This window comes from Neoroseomonas soli, assembly GCF_018129065.1.
GTDB lineage: Bacteria > Pseudomonadota > Alphaproteobacteria > Acetobacterales > Acetobacteraceae > Neoroseomonas > Neoroseomonas soli.
In genome coordinates this window covers 26,670-49,085 of sequence record NZ_JAAEDM010000028.1, presented here as the reverse complement: position 1 = coordinate 49,085, position 22,416 = coordinate 26,670, and the positions used below count along the sequence as shown (strand labels likewise).

The following is a 22,416-nucleotide window of genomic DNA, read 5'->3' as shown; positions in this document are numbered from 1 at the left end:
GGCATCAGCCCCAGCGCCTCGGCGGCCGCGATGGCGAGGAAGACTGCCATCAACCCCGCCGCCAGTCCCTGCGCCCCGGCGGCGAGGGCCCAGGCCAGGCTGCCGAGCAGCGCCGCCTGCGTCAGCAGCGACCCGGTGGCGCCGCCCCAGGCCGCGCGACGGGAGAGGCCGCGCTGCGCCGCCGCGAGCGCAGCACCTTCCGCCGCGACGCGGGCTGCTGCGCGGGCTTCGCCATTCGCCGCGAGCGTGTCCTCGATGCCGGTCAGCGGTTCCACCACTGCGCTCCGCAGCGCGCCCTGCGCGTGGGCCACGGCCTCCCCGCTGCGCATGGCCGCCGGGGCAAGCAGAAGCGGAAGTCCCAGCGCCGCCGCCAAGGGTAGGGCGAGGCATGCCGCGAGCAACGGATCGGCCGCGCCCACCACGAGCGCCATGGCCAGCACCACGGCAAGCGATGCTGCCGCCGGCACGAGGGCGCGCAGATACAACCCGTCGAGCGATTCCACATCCGCGACGAGACGGCCGAGCAGGTCGCCCGCGCGCCGCAGCCCGAGGCCGGTCGGCAGTCGCTGAGCCAGGCGCCGGAAGAACCAGACGCGCATATCCGCCAGCGCGCGGAAGGTCGCCTCGTGCGTGACCAGGCGCTCGAGGTAGCGCGCGACCGGCCGGAACAGCATGACCGGCCGCAGCCAGAGCAGCGCGGCGAGGCCGAGCCCCCCCAGGGCGGCCGCAACCGGCTGCCCGCCGGCCACCGCCCCGGCGATGACCCGGCCCGCCAGGACCAGCAGGGCCACCCCCGCCAGCGCCGAGAGCACAGCCGCCGCGAGGCCGGCGACAAGCCAGCCGGTCCGGCCGCGCCACAGGCCGAGGACGCGCAGGATATCGTGCCGCATCAGTCCCCCGCCATCCGATCGCTGGCCGACCGCCCGGCCTGGAGTTCCAGCACCCGGCCGAAATGCCCGCGTGCCGCGCGCGCATGTGTGGCGACGATCGCCGTGCGCCCGACACAGAGCCGCCGGATCGCATTCAGCACCGCGGCCTCCGTGCCCGGGTCGAGATGCGCCGTCGGCTCGTCCAGCAGCACCAGCGGCGTATCGCGCAGGAAGGCGCGCGCCACGGCCACGCGCTGCGCCTGGCCGCCGGAGAGGCCGAAGCCCCCCTCGCCCACCAACGTGTCGAGGCCCTGCGGCAGGTCGGCGGCGAAATCCGTCACCTGGGCGGCGCGCGCCGCCGCCTCGACTGCGGCGTCATCCGCCTCGGGGCGGGCGAAGCGGATGTTCTCGCGGATGGTGGCGCGGAAGATCTGCGCCCGCTGACCGACATAGGAAGAAAGGCGCCGCAACTCGGCTGGCCGAAGCTGCGTGACGTCGTGCCCGTTCAAGGCGACGCGCCCGCCATCCGGCCTGCGGAAGCCCATCAGGATACGCAGCACGCTCGTCTTGCCGGAGCCCGAATGGCCGGTCAGCAACAGCGTCTCGCCCGGCAGGACACGGAATGAGAGACCGTCCAGGGCGGGCGGCCGCGACGGGTCGTAGCTGAGCTGCACCTGGTGGAATGTGACCGTCACCTTGGGCGGCACTTCCTCGAGCAACAGGCCTTCCGGCTCCGGCGCGGCGAGCAGCGGCGCGAGGTCCGCTGCCGCGCCCTGCGCGGCCATCCGCTCGTGATAGGCCGCGGAGAAGGCCCGCAACGGCAGGAAGAAGACCGGCACCAGCAGCAGGGTGAACAGCGCGGTGACCGGCGCAGGATGGGTACCCGTCACCAGCGCCCCGTGGCGATAGGCGAGCGAGGCCAGCGCGATGGCGACGATCAGTTCCATGGCCCCGCTGGCGATGAAGGCGAGCCGCAGCACGCGCATGGTCCGCGACCGCAGTTCCTCCGCCGCGGCGCCCAGGCGCTGCGCCTCGGCCTCCTGCTGGTTGAACAGGACCAACACGGGCAGGCCGCGCATCCGGTCGAGGAAGCGGCCCGAAAGGCGCTGCAAGGCGCTGAACTGTCGCCGGCTCGCCACCCCCGCGCCGATGCCGCTGATCGCCTGCGCGACCGGCACCAGCAGCCCGGCGCCGAGCAGGATCAGCCCGCTCACCGGATCGGCCAGCGCCGCCGCGGCCGCGACCAGCAGGGGTCCGAGGATGGCCAGCGCCGCCGCCGGCAACCAGCGGGCGAAGTAGCCCTCCAGCGCCTCGACGCGTTCGACCACGAGGGCGCTCTTCTCGCCGACGGCTCGTTCGTCCGCGGGGCCAGCGGCCAGCAGGCGGGAGAAGACGGTGGCGCGGATGCGCGCCTTCGCGTCCTCGCCGGCCGCGATCTGTGCCCGTTCCTGCGCGATGCCGAGCACTGCCATCAGCAGCGCCAGGACGCCCGCGGCGGCGAGGTCGTGCCAGCCCGCCTCGGCGCGGCCGAGCAAGGTAGCCAGCAGCCGCGCTATCAGCAGGGCCTGCCCGATGCCACAGGCCGCGATGCCAAGGCCGATCAGGACAGGGGGGATGAGCCGGGCGCGTTCGAACCGGGCCTCCCGCGCCAGCAGCGCCGCGGCCCCGGCCTCCGCACCCGCCGGGGAGGTTGCCATGGCGCGACACTAGGCCATCCGGCGCCTCGCCGCCACGGGGGCCCATCTTGCCGCCCTGCCCGGGCGGCCCCATCACGGTGCGGCAGGAGGGTTCCGATGCTGCCGACCCACGGGCGCTACGACTATCACCCCTGGCCGATGCGCGCGGCCTACACTTGGCCCGGCGGGGCCCGGCTCGCGGTCTACCTGGGTGTGAACCTGGAGCATTTCGCGTTCGGCGAGGGGCTCGGCGCCGAACTGGCGCCTGCCGGGCCGCAGCCGGATGTCCTGAATTTCGCCTGGCGGGACTATGGCAACCGGGTTGGCGCCTGGCGGCTGATGGCCCTGCTGGACGAACTCGGCCTGCCGGCCACCATACTGCTCAACTCCGCCATGTACGACCATGCGCCGTCCCTGGTGGCGGCGCATCGCGCCCGCGGCGACGAGATCGCCGGCCACGGCAGGACAAATTCCGAACGCCAGTCGGTCCTGCCCGAAGCCGAGGAACGCGCGCTGATCGCCGAGAGCACCGCGGCGATCCTGCACCACGAGGGACGGGCGCCGCGCGGCTGGCTCTCCCCATGGATCGCCGAATCGCGCGTGACCCCGGACCTCCTGGCGGAGGCGGGCTACGCCTACACGCTGAACTGGTGCGCCGACGATGCGCCGATCTGGATGCGCACGCGTGGCGGGCGGCTGCTCGCCATCCCCTACCCGCAGGAGGTCAACGACATCCCCGCCATCGTCGCCCGCAAGGATGGCGCGGCCCAGTTCGCGGACATGATCGTGGACGATTTCGAGGAGCGCCTGCTGCAGGTGCGCGACGGCCGGCCGCAGGTGATGGGCGTCGCGCTGCATCCCTACCTCGTCGGCCAGCCTTACCGGCTGCGGCAGTTGCGGCGTGCCCTGTCCCGCATCGCCGCGCGCCGGGGCGCGGTGTGGATCACCACGGCAGGCGGTGTGCTCGACCATGTGCTGTCATTGCCCGACGGCACCATTCCGGGAGACGACAAATGATTCGCCGCGCCCTGCTCGCCCTGCCGCTGCTCGCGGCCGCCTGTGCCACGCAACCCGATCAAACCACGCCGCGCACCGTGGGGCAGGTGGACCTCGCCCGCTATGTGGGCCGGTGGTACGAGGTGGCGCGCTTCCCGGCCTCATTCCAGGACAATGCGCGGCTGCGCTGCGAGGACGTGACGGCGACCTACACGCAGCGCCCCGACGGCCGGATCGACGTCGTCAACAGCTGCCGCAACGCGCTGGCGGGCGGGGAGGAGCGCATTGCCGAGGCAGTCGCCTACAGCGCGGCGCCGGGCAACGACCGGCTCCGCGTCTCCTTCTTCTGGCCCTTCTATGGTGACTACTGGGTGATCGGGCTGGACCCCGGCTATCGGTGGGCTGTCGTCGGCGCGCCTGGCCGGGACTACCTCTGGATCCTCTCGCGCACGCCGGTCCTGCCTCCGGCCGACCACGCGGCGGCGGTGGAGATCGCGCGCCGCGAAGGCTTCGACGTCAGCCGGTTGCAGGCCACGCCGCAACGCGGGGGCTGACCCCCGCGCATCCGGCGGCGCCGCTCAGCGCCCGCCGGGTGGCAGCAGGATGAGTTCGAAGGCACCCGCCCCGTCGCCGAGCACACCCGCCCGCAGGAAGACATCACCCTTGCGGACACCCTCGATGACGAGGCGGGAGGCGAGGTTCTCCTCCCCGCCGTCATCGTCATCGGCGAGCATGCGGCCCTCGGCATCCAGGAGTTCCAGGACGGTGTCGGTACCGTCCCGCAGCATCCGCGTCAGCGCCACGTGCTCGCCCGGCGGCAGCAGGAAGAAGGCGGATTGCCCACGCCGCAGCCGGATCGGCACCGCCACGCCAGGCTGCAGCGGGGCCGCGGAAGCCGCGTCCGCGAGGGAGGTCGGGAAGGTCACCGCCAGCGGCGCGTCCGCCTCGACGACGAGCTCGAACTCGCCCGTCGCATCGCCGAGCAGGCCGGCGCGGATATAGAGCGGCCGAGCCTCGGAGGCCGGCACCTCGATGCGGGAGGCAAGGCCCCCACCGCCATCGTCGTCCTCGGCGATCTCGGTCCCGGCCTGGTCGAGCAGCGCCAGCACCGTGTCCGCGCCGCGGCGAAGGTTGCGGGTCAGCACGGCGATGTCGCCCTCGGGCAGTCGGAAGAAGGCGGTCTGGCCGCGGCGCAGGCGGAGCGGGACCGATTGCCCCAACTCGAGCGCGGGGGCCGCCGTCGCTTCGCGAAGGCTGGTCGGGAAGGCCGGCGTGGCCGGCGCCGTATCCGGCAGGGCGACGAGTTCGAAGGCGCCCGCGACGCCAAGCACGCGCGCGCGGACATAGAGCGGCCGCCGCTGGCCGGCCGGCACCTCGAGGCGCGAGGCGAGCTGTTCCTCCCCGCCGTCATCATCCTCGACGATCTCGCGGCCATTCGCGTCAAGCAGCGTCAGCAGCGTGTCGGTCCCGCTCGAGAGGCGCCGCGTCACGACGACCAGGTCCTGCAGCCCCGGCGGCAGGCGGAAATAGGCTTCCTGCCGCCCGCGCAACTCGACGGCGACGGGCTCGCCGACCCTGAGTTCCGGCCGGCTCACGGCCTCCGTCAGGGTCCGCGCCGAAACGGAGGAATCGGAGGGCGGCGCCGCCTGGAGCGCGAGTTCGAAGCGGCCGGCGGTGCGCTCCAGCAGGCGCACGCGCAGGAACAACGGACCGGCCTGGTCGGCGGCGACCTCGATGCGCGAGGCGAGGCTCTCCTCCCCGCCGTCGTCGTCCTCGGCGAGGACGCGGCCCTGCGAATCCACCAGCGCCATCACCGTGTCGGTGCCGCGGGCGAGGCGACGCGTCTGCGCCACCAGGTCGCCGGCACCCTCGGGCAGGCGGATATAGGCGGTTTCCCCCGGGGCGAGACGCAATGCGAGCACGTCCCCGACGGCAAGCGGCGGTCGCGAGGCCGCCTCGGCGAGATCGAGGGCAGGCGTTGCCTCCGCAGCCGGCGTGCCGAACTGCGCCCGCTGCACCGCAAGCGGCGCGTCCGTCGCGGCGCCGCGCAGCGGTCCGGCCGGCGCCGGGCCGCTCAGCATGGGCGCGGCGCCGAGAAGCAGGACCGGTGCGAGCCGTGCGAAGCGCCGGAGGCGCGCGGGACGTTCGGTCATCCTGGAAGACTCTCCTTGCTGTGACATGCGTGAAGCGGCCGCGCGGTCAGCCGAGTTCGAAACTGGTGATACCGTAGATGCGGCCGAGCGGCAGGCCGGGCGCCGGGCCGGCATACATGCGCGCGGTCTCGAAGGCTGGCGCCATGCCGGCCGCGACCGCCATCGCGACCGCATCGGCGTTCGGCTCCGGCAGGTCGAGGAAGACCGGCCCCGGCGGCGCCGCTTCCACCAGGGAAGCCAGCAGGGCACGGGCAATCGCGCCGTCCCCGGCGAAGAGCGGCCCGATCTTCGAGCCCTCCCGGCAGGGCCGCAGGACGGCGTAGCCACGCAGCCCGTCCGGGCCTTGCACCGCGCGGGCAACATGGCCCGGTGCGGTGAGCCAGGCGCGCAGGAAGGCCTCACGCGGCGCGGGGAAATGCGCGCGGTCGAAGGCGGCGAGGGCCGCGAAGGGCAGCGCGGCGGCATCCACCACCCTCGGCGCGTCGGGGATCCGCGGCGCGCGCGGGGCGACGGCGCCATAGCGGATGTTCCGGTGCAGCAGGGCGAAGCCCGAGCGGCGGTAGTTCTCCTGCTGCGCCACCACGCCGTCGAGGCCGACCACGCCGGGCTGCAACCGCCGCATCGCGGCCTGCCACAGCGCCAGGCCGCAGCCCCGGCCGCGGAACTCCGGCCGCACGATGTAGAAGCCGAGGAAGCCGAAGCCGTCGTCGTAGCGGACGGCGGAGACGCAGCCGACCGGCTCGCCCGCCGCCTCGGCGATCAGGAAGCCCTCGGGATCGGCGGCGAAGAAGCAGTCGGCGTCGGCGAGGCCCGGGTTCCAGCCCTCGGCGGCGGCCCAGTCCAGCGCGAGGGGCAGATCCTCGCGCCGCATCGTGCGGATCGTCGGCCCGCTCAATGCATCACGTCCCCGCCATTGGGCGACAGGCACGCGCCCACGTAGAAATCGCCACCGCGTCCCGCGAGCAGCAGCGCCGTCTCGGCGATCTCCTCCGGCCGGCCGAGGCGGCCGGCGGGCAGCGAGGCCTCGATCGACGCGCGCCATTCCGCGCCCCGCGCGCGCGTCAGGTCGGTGTCCACCGGCCCCGGCGCAATGCTGTTCACACGCACCCCGCGCGGCGCGGCCTCGAGCGCCAGAGCGCGGGTGAAGCCCTGGATCGCCGCCTTGGCCGCGCAATAGGGCGTGAGGTTCACCGCGCCCTTGAACGCAAGTTGCGATGAGATCGTGATGATCCGCCCTCGCCCGCGCGCGGCCATCCCGGGATAGACCGCCTGCGCCGCGGTGACCGTGTGCATGAGGTGGACGTCGAGGATGCGGCGGAAGGCTTCCTCCGGCAGCGCCTCGAAGGCGCCGCGCAGGTTCATCCCGGCATTCGTCACGAGGATGTCCGGCGAGCCGAGCGCCGCCTCCGCCGCCGCGAGGAAGGCCCGGAGCCGGGCGCTGTCCGCCACGTCGAGCGATTCGGCATGGATACGCCGGCCCAGCGCGGTGACGGCCGCGGAGACTTTCGCCGCGCCCGCATCGTCGTCGAGGTGACAGAAGGCGATGTCGGCACCGGCCCCGGCGAAGGCCAGCGCGATCGCCGCGCCGATGCCGCGGCTGCCGCCGGTGACGATCGCGACCTGTCCGGTCAGGTCGGTCATGGCCGCTCTCCTCGCTCGTATCGGAATGCTTCCATCGCGCATCGATCGGGTGCCGGCAAGCGACGCCCTGGCCGGCGTCCGACGCATCGGGCAGCATCACGACACATGACCGGGAAGAACAGCATGGACGACGCTGCGCCGAGCTCCGCCTCCATCCAGGATGTGGTGCACCGCGGCGTGCCGCTGGCGGCCGCCTGGGGGATCGAGGTGCTCGCCGCCGCCGGCGGCAGCGCCACCTGCCGCCTGCCCTGGCGCGAAAGCCTGCTGCGGCCGGGCGGCACGGTCTCGGGCCCGGCGCTGATGGGGCTGGCGGATGTGGCGATGTGGGCGGCGCTGCTCGGCCTGACCGGCGGCCGCGACGAGAGCCTGACAACGAGCCTGACCATCCACTTCCTCCGCCGGCTCGATCCCGGCCCCGTGCTGGCCGAGGCGCGCGTGCTCAAGCCTGGGCGGATCATCGTCGGGGAGGTGATGATCCGCGGCGAGACTGCTACCGAGATCGCCGCGCATGTCACGACCAGTTGGGCCGCGGTCGTGCCGCGTTCCTGATCGCGCGCGGCGCTGGGGCGACTTCCCTTCGCCCCGGCTCACGGAAGTCGCCCTGGATCCTTGTCGTTGCGGGCATCTTCGCCCGATCGGGTGATTCCACCTGATCGGGATCCACCCTAACCCGGCCGGGGCGCGCCGCCCCAGGCGACGAAGGCACCGTTGCGCCAGGCTGCGCCTGCCTTGCCGTAGCGGAAAGGGGCGCCTTCAGGCGTGACGACGCGGCCGCCCGCCGCCTCCAGCACGGCCTGGCCCGCTGCCGTATCCCACTCCATGGTCGGACCGAAGCGCGGATAGACATCCGCCTCCCCTTCCGCGATCAGGCAGAACTTCAGCGAGGAACCGACGGAGCGCAGACCCGCGACCGAAAGGCCTGCGAGGAAGGCCTCGGTGGTCGCGTCGCGATGCGAGCGGCTGGCCACGGCGACGAGGCTGCCATCCGTGGGCTGGCGCACCGAGATGGGCCGGTCCGCCTCTACGGCCACGTCCCGCACGCGCGCACCCGCGCCGACCGCGCCCGACCAAAGCCGGCCGAGCGCCGGGGCAAGGACGACACCCGCAACCGGCGCGCCCCCCTCGATCAAGGCGATGTTCACTGTGAACTCGCCGTTGCCGGAGAGGAACTCGCGCGTGCCGTCGAGCGGATCGACCAGGATGAAGGGGCCGACAGGCGGCGCCTCAAGGCGCTCGGCATCCTCCTCGGAGACCACCGGCAGGTCCGGGCAGACACGCGTGAGCCCTTCGAGGATTGCGTCGTGCGCGGCAAGGTCGGCCTGGGTGAGCGGGCTCCCGTCGGCCTTCGCCTCTGCGGAGGCGGTGCCGTAGATGCTCATGATCCGCGTCCCCGCCTCCGCCGCGATCACGGCGAAGCGGTCGGCCAGGCGGGCGCGCGTCATCGGGTCGTAATTCATCGGCGGCGGGCCTCGAACAGTGTCGTCGGCGGAACTTGCGCGCCACGGATGGTCATGGGAAGAGGCCAGGGCGCACCGTCGCGCTGCGCCGCACAAGGCCCGCGTCCTGCGGGCCGGTCTTCGCTCCCGAGGGGTCCGTGTCGAGCCAGTCAGGTAAAGCCACGCTCACGCCGCATCTCGCGCGGCTCGAAGCCGAATCCATCGCCATCATCCGTGAGGTCGCCGCCTCCTTCCGCAAGCCGGTGATGCTCTACAGCATCGGCAAGGATTCCGGGGTGATGCTGCACCTGGCGCTCAAGGCCTTCGCGCCGGGCAAGCCGCCCTTCCCTCTGCTGCACGTCGACACGACGTGGAAGTTCCGCGAGATGATCGCCTTCCGCGACATGATGGCGAAGAAGGTGGGGATGGAATTGCTCGTCCACACCAACCCGGACGGCATCGAGCGCGGCATCAGCCCGGTCGCCTCCGGCTCCGCGCTGCACACGCAGGTGATGAAGACCGAGGGGCTGAAGCAGGCGCTCGACAAGTGGGGCTTCGACGCGGCCTTCGGCGGCGCGCGGCGGGATGAGGAGAAGTCCCGCGCCAAGGAGCGCATCTTCTCCTTCCGCGGCCCCGGCCATTCCTGGGACCCGCGCGGCCAGCGGCCGGAACTGTGGAACCTGTTCAACACGCGCATCCGCGACGGCGAGAGCATCCGCGTCTTCCCGCTCTCGAACTGGACCGAATACGACGTGTGGGACTACGTCCTCGCCGAGGACATCCCGGTCGTTCCGCTCTACTTCGCCAAGCAGCGGCCGGTGGTGAAGCGGTCCGGCACCTGGATCATGGTGGACGACGAGCGCCTGCCGCTCGAGCCCGGCGAGACGCCGGAGATGCGCATGGTCCGCTTCCGCACCCTAGGCTGTTATCCGCTCTCGGGCGCGGTGGAGAGCACGGCGGCGACCCTGCCAGAAATCATCGCCGAGATGCGCGCGGCCAGGACCAGCGAGCGCCAGGGGCGCCTCATCGACACCGACGAGGACGCCTCGATGGAGAAGAAGAAGCGCGAGGGGTATTTCTGAGATGCCGCATCGCCACCTCCGCCAGCAGCAGCACGAGTTGCTGCGCTTCCTCACCTGCGGTTCGGTCGATGACGGCAAGTCCACGCTGATCGGGCGCTTGCTCTACGACAGCCAGCTGATCTTCGAGGACACGCTCGCCGCCATCACCAGGGACAGCCGCAAGCACGGCACCACGGGCGACGACATCGACCTCGCGCTGCTGGTGGACGGGCTCGAGGCCGAGCGCCAGCAAGGCATCACCATCGACGTCGCCTACCGCTTCTTCCAGACGCCGCGGCGCTCCTTCATCGTGGCCGACACGCCGGGCCATGAGCAGTACACGCGCAACATGGCGACGGGTGCGTCCGCCGCCTCGCTCGCCGTGATCCTGATCGACGCGCGCAAGGGCGTGCTGACGCAGACGCGGCGGCATTCCTACATCTGCTCGCTGCTCGGCATCCGCGACATCGTCGTCGCGGTGAACAAGATCGATCTGGTGAAGTTCGATCAGGACACCTTCGACCGCATCGTCGGCGACTACGTGACCTTCGCCTCCGAACTCGGCTTCCGTTCCATCGTGCCGGTGCCGATCAGCGCCCGCTACGGGGACAACGTGACGTCGCGCTCGGGCAACATGCCCTGGTACAACGGGCCGACGCTGCTCGAGCACCTCGAGACGGTCGACGTCTCCCAGGACCTCGCGGCCAGGCCCTTCCGGTTTCCGGTGCAGTGGGTGAACCGGCCGAACCTCGACTTCCGCGGCTTCGCGGGCACGATCGCCAGCGGGCGCATTGCGCCGGGCGACCAGGTGGTGGTGGCGGCTTCCGGCAAGACGTCGCGCATCGCGCGCATCGTCACCGCCGACGGCGACCTGCCCGCCGCCGAGGCCGGGGAGGCGGTGACGCTGACGCTCGAGGACGAGATCGACGTCGCGCGCGGCGACATCCTGGTCCGTTCCGCCGAGCGCCCGCCCGTCGCCGACCAGTTCGCCGGCCACCTGCTGTGGATGGACGAGGAGGCGATGCTGCCCGGGCGTGGCTACCTCATGCGCATCGGCAACATCTGGACGCCATGCTCGGTCACCTCCATCCGCCACCGGGTGGACGTGAACACGCTGGAGGAGCACGCGGCGCGGCGCCTCTCGCTGAACGAGATCGGCTTCTGCAACTTCTCCGCAGGCCAGCCGATCCCGCTCGATCCATACGCGGACAACCGCGCGACGGGCGCCTTCATCCTGGTGGACCGCTTCACGAACCGCACCGCCGGCGCGGGCATGGTGGCCTTCCCGCTGCGGCGGGCGTCCAACATCCACCACGAGCACTTCACGATCGACAAGGCGGCACGGGCGGCCCTCGTCGGCAACACGCCGATGGTGCTGTGGTTCACAGGCCTGTCGGGTTCCGGCAAGTCCACCATCGCCAACATCGTCGAGCAGGCGCTGCACCGCGCCGGGCGGCCGACGTACTCGCTGGACGGCGACAACATCCGCCACGGGCTCTGCCGCGACCTCGGCTTCACCGCCGAGGACCGCGTCGAGAACATCCGGCGCGTCGGCGAGGTGGCGAAGCTCTTCGTCGATGCCGGGATGGTCGTGCTCTGCTCCTTCATCTCGCCCTTCCGGGCGGAGCGGCGGATGGTGCGGGACCTGCTCGGCCCCGGCGAGTTCACCGAGGTCTTCGTCGACACGCCGATCGAGGCTTGCATGGCGCGCGACCCGAAGGGCCTCTATGCCCGCGCGCAGGCCGGGCAGATCAAGAACTTCACCGGCATCGACAGCCCCTACGAGGCGCCGGAACACGCCGAGCTGCACATCCTGACCGCGGGGCGCACGCCCGAGGATTGCGCGGAAGAAGTGCTGGAGCGCCTGCGCGCCGCCGGCATCGCCTGCTGACAGAGCCTCAGCCTGGCACCTGTGCGGGCCAGGCGAAGGGCAGTGCCGGATCCTCGGCGAAGGGGTCCGGCCCGTCGGCCAGGGCGGCGGCGAGGAAGCCCTCGCCCCCGCGCGCCAGCCGCGCCAGGCCGCGGCGCCAGAAGGCCAGCAATTCGGCATCCGGCGCCGCGCCCGTCATCGCTTCGTCCAGCCAGCGGCCGAAGGCCTCGGGCAAGGTGGCGAGGAGGCGCGCGACGAGCAGCCGATCGCGCGGCGAGAGCCCCTCTGGCAGCGCCAGCCGGCCCGCCACGCCCTGATGAAGGGCCAGTGCCGGCCTTCCCGGCGCCGCGAGGGCGAGGTCCATGACATCGGCCGTTGCCCTCAGCGCCAGGGTGAGATGCGGCTGCGCGGACGGCCCGAGGCGCGCGCCTTCCAGTCGCATCTCGAGCAGCCGGGCCTCGCCATCGGAGCGGAAGGCAAGGCGCGGTCGGCCGGCAGCGACGTGCAGGCGGTCCCGCAGGAAGCGGCTTCCCGCGATCAGGGCCAGCGCCTCGCCCGCCGGCGCCGGGCCTGCCGCCGCCGGCTCGATAGCGAGGGTCGAGAGCCGGAAACCAACGCTGCGCATGCGCTCACCCGGAGCGGGCAGGCGCTGCAGCCGCTCAGCGTGGAACCAGAATTCGGCCCGCGCCTCGCCGGCCATCGCCGCGGCGTCCCAGGCGAAATCCAGCACGCCGAAGGTGCCGAGCCGTCGCTGCATGACCTCCAGCCGGCGACCGTTGAGGAAGACGACGACCGCGGGCAGTGGCTCGCTCGGGGAGAGCAGAAGATGCGCCTCCCCCCGCCCCGCACCGGCCGGCGCCGGAACGCGCAGGATCGAGAAATATCCTGGCCCGCTCCAGCGGAAGCCGATGCTGTCCTTGAGTTCTGGCTCATGCCAGCCGCTGCCCTCGGTGGCGAAGAGCAGATCGTGCACGAAGCGGCGATTCCAGGGTCCGGTGTCCATCGCCGCTCAGTCCAGCCGCCAGGCGCGGCGCTCGGCCAAGCGGACGATCTCGATGCCGAAGCGCGTGCCTGCCACCGTCATCATGTCGTCCAGGGGATATCCCTCCGTCTCGCGTGGCGCGATGGCAAGGAGCAGGTCGGCCACCGCCTCCGCCACCGCGCCCATGCCAAGCCTTTCCAGCGCCGCACGGCGCGGGCCGAGATTGGCCATCAGCACACCCAGCGCCCGGCGCCAGGCCGGCTGATTCCAGGCCTGCGGATGCGCCAGGTGACGGATGCCGTCGCACTGCACGACCTGGACCGGAAGGTCCTGCAGCAGCGCATCGAGCACCACCCAGTAGTCCCACCAAGGCACACCGAGCGCGAAGCCGTCGAGCGCCAGCCGCCCCGCCATCTCCCGCGGCATCAGCACGAGGTCGTACCCGTAGCGGTAGAACGGCCCTGCGGCCTGGGCGGCATGGCCGACATCCATGCGGTTGCAGACCAGCATGGCGCGAGACGCGCGCTCCGCCAGCGCCGCGCGACGCGCCGGCCTGAGGTCGAGGCGGATGTCGGCATTGACCAGACCGACCACAGGCGCGCCGGTGGAGACCGCACGGGCCAGCGCATCCCCGACCCAGGTGCCCGCTCGGCCATACACGTCAGCGACACCGGGCGCGGCGTTCGCGGTCCCGATCTCCGGCGGCAATGCACCGAGCGCGGCGAATTCCTCCGCCGGGTTGACCGTCACCACGCGCCAGCCGGGCGCTGCCCAGGAGGCGAGGCAGGCGGTACGCCAAGCGGGCCCTGCATCCTCCCCGCCCGGCCCAGGGCGGCGCATGCGCGGGGGGATGGAGGTGGCGAGTGCGACCTCAGTCACGCGCATCCATGCGCCGCAGCTTGGCGACGTTCCAGGCGATGCCGAGCGCGCGGAAGGCGTGGCCGGGGATGGTACGCAGCCGTGTCTCGACCGGCGCGGCGATCTGCTTCAGCGGCGTGCCCGTGAAGGCGCGCGAGAACTCGCGCCCGAGCGCAATCGCCAGTGCCACGCCACGACCGTTGCAACCCGTCCAGGACAGGATGCCAGGGGCGAGTTCATAGACATGCGGCATCCGGTCCGCGGTGCCGGCGACGTAGCCCCACCAGACGTAGTCGAAGCGGACCTCGCCGATCTGCGGAAACACGCGGCGCACGCGCTCGGTGATGCGGGCGCGGATGCGGCCCTCCCAGCCGAAGGGCACGATCAGCCCGCCGCCGGTGACGAGCCTTCCGTTCGCGTCGAAGCGGTAGAAGTAGAGATCGCCGCGCGTGTCCGACAGCGCATGGCCTTCGGGCAGGATGGTCCGGCGAATGTTGTCGGACAGGACCGAGGTCGCCATCTGGTACGACCGCACCGGCACGATGGTGCGCTTCAGCCCCGGCCAGAAATCCCCCGTATAGGCGTGCGTCGCGATGACCACGCGCTCGGCGGTCAGCGTGCCGCGAGGCGTGTCCAGCGCCCATCCGCCCGGTACCTGGCGGATGGCCTGGACCGGGCTGCCCGTGTGAACCACGGCGCCGGCCCGGATCGCGGCAGCGGCGAGCCCGCGCGCGAGGCCGAGCGGATTGATGCGCCCGCCGGTCGCATTGCCCCAGCCGCCGAACCAGTGGTCCGTGCCGGTCAGGCTCGCCATCTCCGCGCGGGAATACATGCGCACCGGCGCGCCGCGGCGGCCCCATTGCTCGGCGCGCTTCTCGGACAGGCGCAGGCGTGCTTCGCGATGCGCGGGCTGGATCCAGCCGTTCTGCACGGCTTCGGCCTCGATCCCGTGCCTGCGGATCAGGTCGAAGGTCAGCGCGGCGCTGTCGCGGATCAGCGCGACGAGTTCCTCGCCCTTGTCGCGGCCGCCATGTTCGGGTGCGACGGCGGCGGCGATCTCGTCAGGGTCGAGCCGCGAGAGTGTCGGGATGACCTGGCCGTTATTGCGGCCCGAGGCGCCCCAGCCGATCTCGGCGCCCTCGAGCAGCGTGACAGGCACACCCGCCTCGGCCAGGTGCAGCGCGGTCGAGAGGCCGGTGAAACCCCCGCCGACCACCGCGACACCGGTGCGCGCGTCACCCGCCAGCGGCACGGTCGGCGGCGCGGGCGGGGCGCTGGCGGCCCAAAGACTCGGCGGCATGGGGGGGGTGGTGGCGTTCATCCCGCCTTCCTTCCAGTGAACAGCACGGCTGCCAGCATGCCGCCGGCAGCCAGGGAGGCGCCCAGCCCCTGCAGCAGCGAGATGGATTCGTGGAGCAGCAGCGCGGCAAGCAGCAGGGCGGTCACGGGCACCATGATCGAGAGGGTGGCTGCGCGCGTGGGTCCCAGCAACTCCACCGCCCGCGCATAGAGGAACATCGCGAGAGCACCGAGCAGGAGCCCCTGGGTCGCAAGGTGCAGCAGGATCGATCCGGGCGGCAAGGCAAGCACCTCTGCCGCCCGCCAGGGCAGCCAGACCGGCAGCACGGCGGCGGCCGAAACCATCGTGACCGCCGCCGTGGCCGGAATGGCGGGCACCTGCCAGCGGCGCAGCAGCAGGGTGAACACCGCCCAGGTCGAGCCCGCGAGCAGCAGCAGGATATCCCCTCGCCAGGCGCCGGGGTGTGCGCCGGCGACGCCGTCCCAGCCGATCATCAGCACGCCCGCCGCCATGATGCCGAGCGCCATGGCGCGCCCGCGGCTCGGCCATTCGTGGATGAGAGGAATGGCGAGAAGCGCGCCGGCGATCGGCACGGTCATCGGCGCGATGGTCCCGCCATGCGCCGCCGGGGCGAAGACCAGTGCCGACAGGAAGAGCAGCAGGTTCGGCGCCCCGCCGAAGGTGGCGAGCAGCAGCACGCGGCGCCAGCCGACGCGCGACAGCGCATCCCGTGCCCGCCAGGCCAGTGGCGCGAGAATCAGCGCTGCCGGCACGTAGCGGAACGCGGCAAGGTCGAGCGGATGGAAGCCCTGCCCGGCCAGGGCCGGTCGCGCCACCACGGCATGACCGCCCCAGATCACCGAGGAGGCGACGCCGAGCGCAAGGCCCAGCAGGATCTTCGGATTCATCGCCGGCGAGCCTGCCCTGCCTCGCCGCGCCGCGATACGGCGGACCGGAGCGGATCAGGCATGCCGCCGCGCCGGCGTCGCGGATCAGGCCGCGAGGACGCGGTTCAGGTCGCTGCAGAAGCGGCCATAGGGCAGGCCGTAGGCATGGATCGAGACAGCGGTCTCGGTGCCGAGATTGGCCAGGCGATGGATCGCGTCAGGCCGCGGCGGGCCGAAGGTGGTGTCGCCCGGGCGGCGCAGCACCGTGCCGCAGGGAGTGGGCGCGCGGTTCCCGGCGCAGGGTTCGTAGAAGGTCTCGGTCAGGACGCCGTGATGCACGCCGACCGCGCACCAGACATGGTGGCCGTGCACCGGGGACATCTGCCCAGGCCGCCACACCAGCGCGGCGACGGCCCAGCCGCCTTCCGCATCCTCGTGCAGCAGGTGGCGGATGTAGGTTTCGGCACGACAGGGGCAATCATGGCCGGCCAGCAGCAGCGCGTCGGCGGCATGGGCGCCGAGCACCTCCGCCACCGCGGCGGAGGGGTCATCCGGCGCCCGGCGAAGCGCGGCGGCGATGCCCGCCACCATGGCGTCGAGGCTGCTGCGGGCGGCGATGGCGTTCATGGCTTGCTCCTTTGGCTGCGGCTCGGTTGCGGGGGAAACGGTCATACGGCGATGGCCGCATCGGGGGCCGTCAGCGCCGCCAGCACCATGTCGCGACTGGCCGCGACCTGTTCGTGCATCAGGGCTGCGGCCTCGGCGCCGCGGCCGTCGGCGAGCATCTTCACCAGCTCGGCATGCTCGTGCGCCATCTCCCCGGTGCGATCGCGGCGGCGCAAGCCAAGCACGAGCATGCGGGTGCTCTCGTCGAGCAGCCGGCCGATGACGCGCGCCAGGCGCAGATTGCCGGAGAGGTCGGCGATGGCGACGTGAAAGGCCCGGTTGGCGTCGAGGAAGGCGAGCGCGCTCTCCTCGTCCTCCGGCCGGTAGCCGGCGGCGCAGACGGCATCGAGGTGCGCCAGCACCGCGCCATCGGCCCGCCCCGCGGCGCGGCGCGCGGCCTCGGGCTCGAGCAGCAGGCGCAGGTCGAAGACCTCGTGGATGTCGCGGATCGTGACCATGGAGACGACCCATCCGCGGCGGGGAACGGAGAGGACGAGGCCCTCCTCCGCCAGCCGCGCGAGCGCCGCGCGCACGGGTGCCTTGCCGAGGCCCAGGCGCTGCGCGGTCGCACCTTCCGAGACGGTCTCCCCGGGGGCGAGCCGAGTCGTCAGGATGTCGCGCCGGAGGATGCCGGTCGCCTGGTCGGTCAGCAGAGGCGGGCCGTCAACCGGCCGTAGATGAGACATCGGAGAGAACGCCATCTGACATGTCAGTTCAATGTTGACACGATCGTTGCGCCGGCTCAAGCACCGTTCCTCACGAAAGCCCACACCGGCCCTGCGCGCACGAGGAACGCCACATGACCCCGGAGTGCACCCCGCCTGCGGACCCGGACATGCGGCTCGTCTTCCTGCATGTGCCGAAGACCGGCGGCACCTCCCTCCATGCGGCGCTTGCCCGGCACTTCCCGCCGGAGGCCGTGGCGCACGTCGTCGGCCCCGCCGACTGGCGCGATGCGCTGGTGCCGGCCTCGCGCATCCGCTTCGTCTCGGGGCACACGCGGTTCTCGGCCGCTGTCCTGCTGCCCGGACCGCTGCGCGTGGTGACCGCGCTGCGCGAGCCGGTGGGCCGGATCCTCAGCCTCTACGCCTTCTGGAAGCGGCATCGGGACCCGTCGCTGCCGGAACTGCGCGAAGCGATGGAGAAGGACCTGCTCGGCTTCCTGCTCTCTCCCGAGCCGCAGGTGCGCGCCGCGATCGACAACGCCATGGCGCGCCAGATCTTCGGCCCGGCGCTGGTGGCGCCTGACGGCTCCTGGGTGACGCCGGCGGCCGCGCAGGGCAAGGCGAGACGTCTTCCGGAGCAGGAGGTGGTGGACGGCGCACTCGCCAACCTCACCACCTGCGACGCCGTCGGGCTGGTGGAGGAATTGCCGGCACTCTACCGGCGCATCTGCGCGGTGACGGGCATGGCGCCCGGCTCCGATCCGGGCTGGCTCAATACCCGCGACAATCCGCCGCCGGGGCTCGGCGAAGCACCGGCGCCGGAACCCCTCACGCCTGCAATCCGGGCGGGACTGGATCGGCTGACGCGGCTGGACCGCATCGTCTACGAGGCCGCGCGCACCAGCGCGACCAGGAAGGCGCACGGCGCGCCAGGCAACGCGCCGCGGGCGTCCTGGTCGCTCGACCCGCTGGGCTTCGTCGATGCGGTCTATCGCGGCCTACTCGGCCGGTCGCCGACGCCGGATGGCCTCACGATGCATGCCGTCGCCCTGGCGGAGGGCACGCTCGCGCCAGCGGATATGCTGCAGCGCTTCGCCGAAAGCGGTGAGTTCCGCGCACGCCAGGCGAGTGCCGCGAGGCGCGACGGCTGCGGCGAGGGAGGTCAGTCGGCGGTCTTGCGGTAGGCCAGCTGCTGGCCCGACATGCGGGAGAGAAAGCGCAGCCGCCGCCGGAACAGGTTGGTGAAGGAGTCGATGGCGAGCTTCGGCGAGTCGAGCACGTCCTCCTCGCCCGGCTTCTGGCGTTGCCAGAAGTAGTCGTCGCAGATCACGACGCCGCCCTTCCGGCACAGGCGGAAGGAAAGCACCAGGTCCTCCAGCACGTCGGGCGCCTGGTGGGAGCCATCGACATAGACGAAGTCGAAGGTGCCGGCATGGCCCTCGGCGATCAGGCGGACCATGGCATCGAAGGATGTGCGCCGATGGATGACGACACGGTGCTGCGGCAGGCGCCCTACGAGGAGGGTGACATTCCGCCGGAAACGCGCGTGCACCTCCTCCATTGGGAGGGCGCTGTGCTCGACGCCGCCGGCCCAGGTGTCGACGCAATGGACCTCGCCCGGCGCGTCGGGCGCGAGGACGTGCTCCAGCATGAAGCAGGTGGCGCGCCCCTCGAAGGATCCGATCTCGAGGATCTTCCGCGGCAACGGCTGGATGGTGGAGAACAGGGACCGCCAGGCCGGGATGTGCTGGCTGAACCAGTCCCAGTGGAATTCCGGCGCTTCGTCCGGGGCGGTGGCGCTCATCTCGGCGGAACCCTCCCTCCCGGCATGTCCGCCGGGCCCGCGCAAAGCAGCCGGCGGCAGCGCCGGAAAAGGAAAGGGCCGGCCCGAAGGCCGGCCCCTGCAGAGATCAGCGGCTGTAGAACTCGACGACGAGGTTCGGTTCCATCTGGACCGGATAGGGCACGTCCGAGAGCTTCGGCGCGCGGAGGAACTTGCCGCGCATCGCGCGGTGATCCACCTCGATGTACTCGGGCACGTCGCGCTCGCCGCTCTGGGCGGCGTCGAGCACGGCCACGAGCTGCTTCGACTTCTCCTTGACCTCGATCTGGTCGCCGTCCTTCACGAGGTAGGAGGGGATGTTCACCCGCTTGCCGTTCACGGTGATGTGGCCGTGGTTGACGAACTGGCGCGCTGCGAAGGGGGTGACGGCCAGCTTCATGCGGTAGATCACCGCATCGAGGCGACGCTCCAGCAGCTCGATCAGGTTCTCCGAGGTGTCGCCCTTACGGCGCACCGCTTCCTCGTAGTACTTGCGGAACTGCTTCTCACCGATGTTGCCGTAATAGCCCTTGAGCTTCTGCTTCGCCATCAGCTGCACGCCGAAGTCGGTCGGCTTCTGCTTGCGGCGCTGGCCGTGCTGGCCGGGGCCGTATTCACGCTTGGCGATGGGGGACTTGGCGCGGCCCCAGAGGTTGACGCCGAGGCGGCGATTGATCTTGTACTTGGATTCGGCGCGCTTGGTCATGCGCTGCATCCCGCCGCTTTGCGCGTGCGGGCCTTCTTCACTATGCCCCGGAGGGCTGTTGTCCCGGTAGGCCCCCGCCCGTCATGGGCGGCGGCGGGCGCGGGCCCCGAAGGCCCGTCCGCGTTCCCGGAAGGAGGCCGGGCTATAGGGGGCCCGGCCCGGGCTTGTCAAACCACGCCCGAGGCCCCTACTCCGCCGCCATGGTGACGCGCGAAGAGATTCTGGTGCTCGGCCTGACGGCGGGCGTGGTCGGCAGCCTGGTGGGCGGGCTGCTGCTCTATGCCGGCCTGGCGCTGGTGCTGAACGGCAGCCATGCCGGCTGGGCCCTGGCACTGCCGGCGGCACCGGCGGGCGGCGGGCTCGGATACCTGCTCGCGCGGAGGTTGGCGGCGAAGGTCTGACGGGGCTTCGCCGCGGACCCCGCCAGGGCGCCGCCCTGGACCCGCCAAGGGCCTAAGGGCCCTTGGAACCCTCGACCTGCCACGGCGGCAGGGCATCGTCCTTATCCGGGCGGCCGCGGCGCATGCGGCCGCGGGAGAGTTCCGTCACCACGCCATGCAAGGTGCGGAGTTCCTGTTCCGTCACCTCGCCGCGCTGGAACCAATGCCGCAGGTTCCGCACCATTCCCGGGCGCTTTTCCAGGTTGTCGAGGAAGCCGGTCGCGTCGAGCTCGGCCATCAGTCGGTTCAGGAAGCCGTCCAGCTCACCCTTGGTGGCGACGCGGGTCTCGTTGGTCATCAGCACCCGCGGCGGCGTCGGCTCGGCTGCCGTCCACCATTCATAGGCGAGAATCATCACCGCCTGCGCCAAGTTGAGCGACATGTGCTCGGGGTTCAGCGGGTAACGCACCAGCGTGTCGGCGCAGGCCATGTCCTCGTTCTCGAGCCCCGCGCGTTCGGGGCCGAACAGCACGGCGGAGCGCAAGTTGCGGGACGCGATCTCCCGCAGGTCCTCGGCGGCGGCGCGGGCCGTGCGGACAGGGACGACGATATGGCGCGGGCGGGGGCAGGTCGCCATGACGCGGTGGCAGTCGGCGACGGCCTCCGCCACGGTCGGGAAGACCTGCGCGGCGTCCAGGATGGCATCGGCGCCCGAGGCGGATGGATAGGCATCCGGCTGCGGCCAGCCGTCGCGCGGAGCGACGATCCGCAGGTGGAAAAGCCCGCCATTGGCCATGGCCCGCGCCGTCGAGCCGATGTTGCGCGCCATCTGCGGCCGCACGAGCACGATGATGGGCGTCTCGCCTGCCGGCGGCGTCAGCCTCGCCCGGCCTTCCTTTCGCCCGCCGGTCATCGCGGCGTCACGCGCGGCGCCAGGTGGTGCCGCCGGGGCCATCCTCGAGAAGGACGCCCTGGGCCTTGAGATCGTCGCGGATGCGGTCCGCCTCGGCCCAGTTCTTCGCCTTGCGGGCGGCAAGGCGGGCAGCGATGGCGGCCTCGACCTCGGCGGCGTCGTCTGCGCCGCCCTGCAGCCAGGCCGCCGGGTCGCCGATCGCGACGCCAAGAACCGCCGCGGCCTCGCGGAAGGCGGCGGCAGCGACACCGGGGGCCGGCGGCGCGGACAGGCCGGCGCGCTCCATCGCGACCGCCGGCGAGCCGCCCACCGTCACCGCGTTCTCCAGTGTGCGAAGATCCCGAAGGCGGGCTAGCGCGAGCGGCGTGTTGAGGTCATCCAGCAGCGGCGCCAGCACCCAGTCCGCGAGGTGTGAAATCGCGCCGCCGCCGGGCGCCTCCGGCGCGCGGGAGAGCATGGCGTAGTGGTCGTCGAGTTCCGCCTTCGCCTCGCGCAGCGCATCCATCGTGAAGTCGAGCGCCTGGCGATAGTGCGTGCGCAGCAGCAGCAGACGGAAGGCCTCCCCGGCCCACGGCCCTTCGGCGAGGATGTCTCGCACGGTGCGGAAGTTGCCGAGCGACTTCGACATCTTCTCCCCGTTCACCAGCAGCATGCCGTTGTGCATCCAGTACCGGGCGAAGCCGTGGCCTGGGAAGGCGCAGACGGATTGCGCGAGCTCGTTCTCGTGGTGCGGGAAGATCAGGTCGTGGCCGCCGCCGTGGATGTCGAATTCCTCGCCGAGATGCTTCCACGACATGGCGGAGCATTCGATGTGCCAGCCCGGCCGCCCGCGGCCCCAGGGACTGTCCCAGCCCGGCGTGTTCTCGTCCGAAGGCTTCCACAGCACGAAGTCGCCGGCATCGCGCTTGTAGGGCGCGACATCGACGCGCGCGCCGGCGAGGAGTTCGTCGGTGCTGCGGCCCGAGAGTTTCCCGTAGTCGCGGAAGGACGGCACGCTGAACAGGACATGCCCGTCGGCGGCATAGGCGTGGCCGTTGGCGATCAGGCGCTGGATCAGCGCGATCATCTCGCCGATGTGCTGGGTCGCGCGCGGCTCGACATCCGGCGGCAGGGCGCCGAGGGCGGCCATGTCGCGGTGGAAGTCCTCGGTGGTGCGGGCGGTGATGGCGGCGATCGGCTCGCCGCTCTCGCGGCTCCGCGCGTTGATCTTGTCGTCCACGTCCGTGATGTTCCGGACGTAGGTGACCTTGGGGTAGCGCCGCCGCAGCAGCCGCGCCAGAACGTCGAACACCACGACCGGCCGCGCATTGCCGAGATGCGCCAGGTCGTAGACCGTCGGGCCGCAGACATAGATCCGCACATGGGTCGGATCGATCGGCTCGAAGCGGCGCTTTGTCCGCGCGGCGCTGTCGTGGATGTAGAGGTCGGTCATGGCGGTCCGGCGGGGGAAGTGGGTGTCGTGCAGGCGCGCGGGGAAGGCCCTTCCCCGAAGGGGCGGTTCAGCGACAGAGCGCGAACGCGCGGGGCCTGGACGC

At 72.0% G+C, this 22,416-nt stretch carries 22 protein-coding genes and 1 pseudogene; 7 read left to right on the top strand and 16 right to left on the bottom strand.

The window, feature by feature from the left end; genetic code table 11:
* Positions 1-890 (bottom strand): annotated as a pseudogene (locus tag GXW76_RS12210) (thiol reductant ABC exporter subunit CydC); the annotation flags it as partial.
* Entirely contained in the window at positions 890-2,566 is a 1,677-nt protein-coding gene (gene cydD / locus GXW76_RS12205) for a thiol reductant ABC exporter subunit CydD (RefSeq protein WP_211862299.1), read from the bottom strand. The pseudogene GXW76_RS12210 and the gene cydD, both read right to left, overlap by 1 nt.
* Before the next feature lie 96 nt (positions 2,567-2,662).
* Here cydD and GXW76_RS12200 point away from each other — a divergent pair, with 96 nt between their 5' ends.
* Positions 2,663-3,562, top strand: a complete 900-nt coding sequence (locus GXW76_RS12200) for a polysaccharide deacetylase family protein (RefSeq protein ID WP_211862298.1) — start codon at positions 2,663-2,665, stop codon at positions 3,560-3,562.
* Entirely contained in the window at positions 3,559-4,095 is a 537-nt protein-coding gene (locus GXW76_RS12195) for a lipocalin family protein (RefSeq protein ID WP_211862297.1), read from the top strand. Before GXW76_RS12200 ends, GXW76_RS12195 begins: the two co-directional genes overlap by 4 nt.
* Before the next feature lie 24 nt (positions 4,096-4,119).
* Here the strand turns inward: GXW76_RS12195 and GXW76_RS12190 are convergent, their stop codons facing one another.
* Genes GXW76_RS12190 through GXW76_RS12180 form a run of 3 tightly spaced genes read right to left on the bottom strand, consistent with a single transcriptional unit; the run spans position 4,120 to position 7,335 of the window.
* Positions 4,120-5,694: a hypothetical protein gene (locus GXW76_RS12190; RefSeq protein ID WP_211862296.1), complete on the bottom strand. Its 1,575-nt coding sequence runs from the start codon at positions 5,692-5,694 to the stop codon at positions 4,120-4,122.
* A gap of 46 nt (positions 5,695-5,740) precedes the next feature.
* A complete protein-coding gene (locus tag GXW76_RS12185; RefSeq protein ID WP_246514159.1) occupies positions 5,741-6,589 on the bottom strand; it encodes a GNAT family N-acetyltransferase in 849 nt (282 codons plus the stop codon).
* Entirely contained in the window at positions 6,586-7,335 is a 750-nt protein-coding gene (locus GXW76_RS12180) for an SDR family NAD(P)-dependent oxidoreductase (protein WP_211862295.1), read from the bottom strand. The genes GXW76_RS12185 and GXW76_RS12180 overlap by 4 nt, the downstream gene beginning before the upstream one ends.
* Before the next feature lie 123 nt (positions 7,336-7,458).
* Between GXW76_RS12180 and GXW76_RS12175 the strand changes: the two genes are divergently transcribed.
* Positions 7,459-7,884 (top strand): PaaI family thioesterase, encoded by a 426-nt coding sequence (locus tag GXW76_RS12175; protein WP_211862294.1) that lies wholly within the window; start codon positions 7,459-7,461, stop codon positions 7,882-7,884.
* Between the two features lie 116 nt (positions 7,885-8,000).
* On the opposite strand, the gene cysQ is transcribed toward GXW76_RS12175, so the two are convergent.
* Complete coding sequence (gene cysQ, locus GXW76_RS12170; protein WP_211862293.1) at positions 8,001-8,777, bottom strand: 3'(2'),5'-bisphosphate nucleotidase CysQ; 777 nt, start codon at positions 8,775-8,777, stop codon at positions 8,001-8,003.
* A gap of 152 nt (positions 8,778-8,929) precedes the next feature.
* Here cysQ and cysD point away from each other — a divergent pair, with 152 nt between their 5' ends.
* The gene (cysD, locus tag GXW76_RS12165; RefSeq protein ID WP_211862292.1) at positions 8,930-9,853 is read left to right on the top strand and encodes a sulfate adenylyltransferase subunit CysD; all 924 of its coding nucleotides are present in this window, start codon (positions 8,930-8,932) and stop codon (positions 9,851-9,853) included.
* Position 9,854: 1 nt separating this feature from the next.
* On the top strand, positions 9,855-11,723 hold the full coding sequence (cysN, locus tag GXW76_RS12160) for a sulfate adenylyltransferase subunit CysN (RefSeq protein ID WP_211862291.1): 1,869 nt from the start codon (positions 9,855-9,857) through the stop codon (positions 11,721-11,723).
* 7 nt (positions 11,724-11,730) lie between these two features.
* Here the strand turns inward: cysN and GXW76_RS12155 are convergent, their stop codons facing one another.
* From GXW76_RS12155 to GXW76_RS12130, 6 genes are all read right to left on the bottom strand, one after another.
* Positions 11,731-12,705, bottom strand: a complete 975-nt coding sequence (locus GXW76_RS12155; protein ID WP_211862290.1) for a hypothetical protein — start codon at positions 12,703-12,705, stop codon at positions 11,731-11,733.
* Positions 12,706-12,711: 6 nt separating this feature from the next.
* A complete protein-coding gene (locus GXW76_RS12150; protein ID WP_211862289.1) occupies positions 12,712-13,563 on the bottom strand; it encodes a hypothetical protein in 852 nt (283 codons plus the stop codon).
* Entirely contained in the window at positions 13,556-14,863 is a 1,308-nt protein-coding gene (locus tag GXW76_RS12145) for an NAD(P)/FAD-dependent oxidoreductase (protein ID WP_211862288.1), read from the bottom strand. Before GXW76_RS12145 ends, GXW76_RS12150 begins: the two co-directional genes overlap by 8 nt.
* Entirely contained in the window at positions 14,860-15,750 is an 891-nt protein-coding gene (locus tag GXW76_RS12140; RefSeq protein WP_211862287.1) for a DMT family transporter, read from the bottom strand. Before GXW76_RS12140 ends, GXW76_RS12145 begins: the two co-directional genes overlap by 4 nt.
* 84 nt (positions 15,751-15,834) lie before the next feature.
* Entirely contained in the window at positions 15,835-16,356 is a 522-nt protein-coding gene (locus GXW76_RS12135) for a cysteine dioxygenase family protein (RefSeq protein ID WP_211862286.1), read from the bottom strand.
* Between the two features lie 41 nt (positions 16,357-16,397).
* Positions 16,398-17,081 (bottom strand): GntR family transcriptional regulator, encoded by a 684-nt coding sequence (locus GXW76_RS12130; protein WP_211862285.1) that lies wholly within the window; start codon positions 17,079-17,081, stop codon positions 16,398-16,400.
* Positions 17,082-17,194: 113 nt separating this feature from the next.
* On the opposite strand from GXW76_RS12130, the gene GXW76_RS12125 reads away from it, so the two are divergent.
* The gene (locus GXW76_RS12125) at positions 17,195-18,244 is read left to right on the top strand and encodes a DUF4214 domain-containing protein (RefSeq protein WP_211862284.1); all 1,050 of its coding nucleotides are present in this window, start codon (positions 17,195-17,197) and stop codon (positions 18,242-18,244) included.
* On the opposite strand, the gene GXW76_RS12120 is transcribed toward GXW76_RS12125, so the two are convergent.
* On the bottom strand, positions 18,223-18,864 hold the full coding sequence (locus GXW76_RS12120) for a class I SAM-dependent methyltransferase (protein ID WP_211862283.1): 642 nt from the start codon (positions 18,862-18,864) through the stop codon (positions 18,223-18,225). The genes GXW76_RS12125 and GXW76_RS12120 overlap by 22 nt on opposite strands.
* Positions 18,865-18,970: 106 nt before the next feature.
* Complete coding sequence (gene rpsD, locus GXW76_RS12115) at positions 18,971-19,588, bottom strand: 30S ribosomal protein S4 (protein WP_211862282.1); 618 nt, start codon at positions 19,586-19,588, stop codon at positions 18,971-18,973.
* Between the two features lie 200 nt (positions 19,589-19,788).
* On the opposite strand from rpsD, the gene GXW76_RS12110 reads away from it, so the two are divergent.
* Positions 19,789-19,989: a hypothetical protein gene (locus GXW76_RS12110; protein WP_211862281.1), complete on the top strand. Its 201-nt coding sequence runs from the start codon at positions 19,789-19,791 to the stop codon at positions 19,987-19,989.
* Positions 19,990-20,041: 52 nt separating this feature from the next.
* Here GXW76_RS12110 and GXW76_RS12105 read toward each other — a convergent pair whose 3' ends face one another.
* Positions 20,042-20,881 carry an RNA methyltransferase gene (locus GXW76_RS12105; RefSeq protein WP_211862280.1) on the bottom strand — a complete coding sequence of 280 codons (840 nt, stop codon included), beginning with the start codon at positions 20,879-20,881 and terminating at the stop codon, positions 20,042-20,044.
* A 7-nt stretch (positions 20,882-20,888) separates the two neighbouring features.
* A complete protein-coding gene (gene cysS, locus GXW76_RS12100; RefSeq protein WP_211862279.1) occupies positions 20,889-22,313 on the bottom strand; it encodes a cysteine--tRNA ligase in 1,425 nt (474 codons plus the stop codon).
* Positions 22,314-22,416 lie beyond the last annotated feature (103 nt).